At 30.4% G+C, this 3,853-nt stretch carries 5 protein-coding genes; 1 reads left to right on the top strand and 4 read right to left on the bottom strand.

Features of this window, described 5'->3' with window-relative positions; all coding sequences use genetic code 11:
- Positions 1-86 precede the first annotated feature (86 nt).
- Positions 87-536 carry an 8-oxo-dGTP diphosphatase gene (locus tag MR593_RS04605; protein WP_290690246.1) on the bottom strand — a complete coding sequence of 150 codons (450 nt, stop codon included), beginning with the start codon at positions 534-536 and terminating at the stop codon, positions 87-89.
- A gap of 155 nt (positions 537-691) precedes the next feature.
- Between MR593_RS04605 and MR593_RS04600 the strand changes: the two genes are divergently transcribed.
- Positions 692-1,180 (top strand): prolyl-tRNA synthetase associated domain-containing protein, encoded by a 489-nt coding sequence (locus tag MR593_RS04600; RefSeq protein WP_290690243.1) that lies wholly within the window; start codon positions 692-694, stop codon positions 1,178-1,180.
- Positions 1,181-1,327: 147 nt separating this feature from the next.
- Here MR593_RS04600 and MR593_RS04595 read toward each other — a convergent pair whose 3' ends face one another.
- The 3 genes from MR593_RS04595 to MR593_RS04585 all read right to left on the bottom strand — a co-directional run bounded on the left by MR593_RS04595 (position 1,328) and on the right by MR593_RS04585 (position 3,756).
- Positions 1,328-1,834 carry a helix-turn-helix domain-containing protein gene (locus MR593_RS04595; protein WP_290690240.1) on the bottom strand — a complete coding sequence of 169 codons (507 nt, stop codon included), beginning with the start codon at positions 1,832-1,834 and terminating at the stop codon, positions 1,328-1,330.
- A 654-nt stretch (positions 1,835-2,488) separates the two neighbouring features.
- Entirely contained in the window at positions 2,489-3,094 is a 606-nt protein-coding gene (locus MR593_RS04590; protein ID WP_290690236.1) for a sugar O-acetyltransferase, read from the bottom strand.
- 14 nt (positions 3,095-3,108) lie between these two features.
- A complete protein-coding gene (locus MR593_RS04585; RefSeq protein ID WP_290690234.1) occupies positions 3,109-3,756 on the bottom strand; it encodes a hypothetical protein in 648 nt (215 codons plus the stop codon).
- Positions 3,757-3,853: the final 97 nt, after the last annotated feature.

Genomic DNA, 3,853 nt, shown 5'->3' with positions numbered 1-3,853 from the left:
AAAATAATATATATCGCCTTTCAATATATCGTCATATGATATATTTATAATATATCATGTTACGATATATCTGTCAACGAGTTATTCTATTTCAAAATAAGCTTCCATTCATCATCTTCAACTACATATTGAAATTCGGTTAATTTATCATCTAATATTACCTGCAACAATTCAATAAAATTATTGACAAGATCGAGCTTCGATAAATCCTCCTTTTTAACCCAATGCATCTCACCCTCTTTTGAGCTTATAACATCTCCATCATATTCATCAGTTTTAAAAAGAAACACGATATATCTTCCACCTTTTATTGGAAACTGCTTTACTCCACATAATTTAGGATTTTTTATTATAAGACCTGTCTCCTCTTTCATTTCTCTGATTACAGCATCGACAATAGACTCTCCACTTTCGATATGACCGCCTGGAAGAGTATATCCTTTCCAATCTTCGCCGACTCTATCCTGTAATAAATATTTATCTCCATCATAAATTAAACATAATACTGTTAATTCAACATTTTCTGTTCTACTCATTTATATCCTCCATATCTATAAATTCAAATTCACAAAAATAATTTAACACACAATATAAATAAACTGTGCATTAGATCTTATTTATATTATAAAATATAAGTAGTATAGCAATCATTTTCTTATTAAAAATTTTATATCAGAGGAGGAAATAAAGTATGACTGAACAAGCACAAGCTGTCATTAAATTTTTAAAAGACAGAAAAATTGAGTTCGATATCGTTGAACACAATGCAGTATATACAATCGACGAAATGTTGGAATTAAACTTACCAAACCTAGATGCAATAGCCAAAAATTTATTTATTCGAGACGACAAGAAAAAGAACTATTACCTTGTTGTTATAAGAGAGGATAAGAGAGTACAACTAAAATCTCTAAGAGAAAAATTAGGCTCAAGACCATTGACCTTCGCTTCTGAAAATGATTTAAGCAAAATTTTAGGACTTACAAAAGGCGCTGTAACTCCATTTGGTATTCTAAATGACGAGGAGTGCAAAGTAAAGGTAATATTTGATGAATCATTCCGTGAAGCTTTGATAGGTGTCCATCCTAATGATAATACGGCAACAGTATGGTTAAATTCATCAGATTTAGTGTCTATTATTGAGCAACATGGTAATTCTATTGAATTTATGGAAATGTAGTTTTTACAGCCTAAATACTATAGACAATGACTCTATCCATTGTAATTATATTTAACAACTTTGTGATAAAGAAATATAACCAAACTTATATAACAAAGTTGTTAAATATATTAATAATATATAAAAAGTATCATCTTTTATTATAATCTATCCGCGCTTTAACATTCTCATTTTAAACTCTCTAATTTTGACCATATATCTACTTGTATAAATCACACCAACAATTAACATCCCAAATGAAAATCCAAGTGCAAAACTAGCAATTTTTTCTGTAAATCCACTATCAGCCATTCCTAAAGCTTCTAAAGACATATATACGACAAAACATATAACACCTATCAAAAATAAAATATGCATTCGCTTTGTAATTATTTCTCTTTCCTTATTGCTATAATCCGCTACCTTAAGTACAGTTTCTTCTAAGTCCTTGTTCATTTTCTCGCTTTTCCTTTCTCCATCTAAAATTTCTCTAATTTCTACATCGTAATAATCTGCAATCTGAATAATAATGTCAATGTCTGGCATATTTGAACCAGTTTCCCATCTCGATATAGTTCTACTAGATACACCTAATTTTTCGGCAAACTGTTCCTGAGTAATGCCCTTTTCCTTGCGCAGTTCTTTTAGAAAACTACCTATCTTTTTTTGATCCACTTGATGATTACCTCCTTTCAAATTGATTTTATGCTTAATATAGAAAATATAACACGACACAAAGCGAGAAATGCCGTATTTTTACACTAGACACAGTATGTCTAGTCGATAAATTTCAAATTTTAGTCTTATTTATTAAAAAAATTATACCTTTTAACATCTCGTATATTTACATTTTGATTTTTCAAATTCTCCTCAATTTTACACAAAACACATTCTCTATATGTTTTAATCTTGTTAGGCATCGATACATCAGCTAAAATCATAGGTATCATGATAATTATAATAAAAAGCCCTATCGATGGAGCAAATTCATAAAATATAAATAAAAAAAACAGATGGTAAATCAAAAAAATTAATTTAATAAGTTTTGGAAAGCGAAATTCACCAAAGATACTACATCCTTTTGAGCTCATCTCTATATTAAATTCAAAAAATATCCCATTATTAAACGTCTGCATATTTCTATCAGTAGGACTATTTGTTTTTTTATTAAAAAGCTTTTTATACATCTTTTTAAACTCATCTTGATATACAAAAGACTTCATAATATAAGAATCCTTTACTTTTTCTACCTTAGTATCCTTCGTATGCAGTAAATCAATAATATTTGATTCTATGCTATCAGTTAAAATCTCTACTTTATACATTTTTTTAATCCTCAAAATACTCTTCTCGTTTTTTATTCCAATATTCCTTATCTTCTTGTGTTATCTTTCTCAAAACCTTACAAGGATTACCAGCAGCTATTACATTGTCTTCTATATCCTTTGTCACTACTGAACCAGATCCTATAACTACATTATCGCCGATTTTGACGCCTGGATTTATAACTGTATTTCCACATATCCATACATTGTTGCCGATTTTTATTTCTTGTCCAAATTCAAGACCTGTGATTCTAACCTCTGCATCTATCGGGTGACCTGCTGTATATACGCATACTCTAGGTCCAAACATAACGTTGTTTCCTATCTCAACCTTGCATACGTCTAGTATTATGCAATCGTAGTTTGCGAAGAAATTGTCTCCAATATATATGTTTTTACCGTAGTCACATCTAAATGTAGGCTCTATAAACACATTTTTGCCGACTTTTCCGAATAAATGGTTTAATAGGCTCGTTCTGTAGTCCATTTCTTCTTCTGTAGAATTATTAAATAATCTAATTAATTTTCTACATCTTTTAGCTTCTTCTCTAAGCTCTGCATCGCTTGCCATATATAATTTCCCTGATAACATTTTTTCTTTTTCTGTCATAAACTCCTCCATAATTACAATATCCAAACATCTCCATTTGGCATCCTGTTCATTTGTCCTTCAAATTTTTCCTTTACTTCTCCAGTATTCCAATCCCTGACAATTATCCTCTCGTGATATTCAGAATCTTCATACCACTCTGAGCAATACAAATTATCGCCATCGCGAAACATCAAGCCCTCCGTATCTCCTATCTCGATTTTCTTCTTCTCCGGCCACAATATATTTAGATATCCATCATTTGCTTCTCTGATTAGTAAAACTGGTGCAACTCTAAGCAATAAGTTATAACAATCCTCTACATCACTAAGTGGTAGTTCAGCTATAGTAGATTTATCCTGACTCTTTGGAGTATAAGCCACTATTTGAATCTTTTTCTGATTAAAATCTACAACTAGAAAATAAAGTACACCTTCATAAAATACTGGCGCATCGACATATACATTTTCTTCAACCTCAAAGGGTCTAATAACTTCTGCATCTGGATAATGAATCAAAACACAACTCATTCCATCATAAACATTTCCAGAATTGATAATCTCTTCAGCTTCATATAAATCACAAAATGTACTTTTCGCTAATTTGCAATAGTACCATTCACTTGTACCTTCAACTGGTTCTGGATAAACATCGGTTAAACCGTCAATTTTTAAATATTTCATTTCACTTCTCCTATAAATTTTAATTTACTTAAGTCGGTAGCACTATTTGCTATTGAAACAACGTATTTTTTCATAAGTATTTCTAACTTCCATTATC

This window comes from Intestinibacter sp. (genome assembly GCF_022780145.1).
Classification (GTDB): domain Bacteria; phylum Bacillota; class Clostridia; order Peptostreptococcales; family Peptostreptococcaceae; genus Intestinibacter.
Note: the sequence above shows the minus strand (reverse complement) of the source record. Positions and strands in the feature narration are given on the sequence as shown.

Excerpts from the sequence above, each read along its gene's own strand:
- MR593_RS04600 (WP_290690243.1), top strand. The coding sequence starts at position 692 with ATGACTGAACAAGCACAAGCTGTCATTAAATTTTTAAAAGACAGAAAA.
- MR593_RS04585 (WP_290690234.1), bottom strand. The coding sequence starts at position 3,756 with ATGAAATATTTAAAAATTGACGGTTTAACCGATGTTTATCCAGAACCA.
- MR593_RS04590 (WP_290690236.1), bottom strand. The coding sequence starts at position 3,094 with ATGACAGAAAAAGAAAAAATGTTATCAGGGAAATTATATATGGCAAGC.
- MR593_RS04605 (WP_290690246.1), bottom strand. The coding sequence starts at position 536 with ATGAGTAGAACAGAAAATGTTGAATTAACAGTATTATGTTTAATTTAT.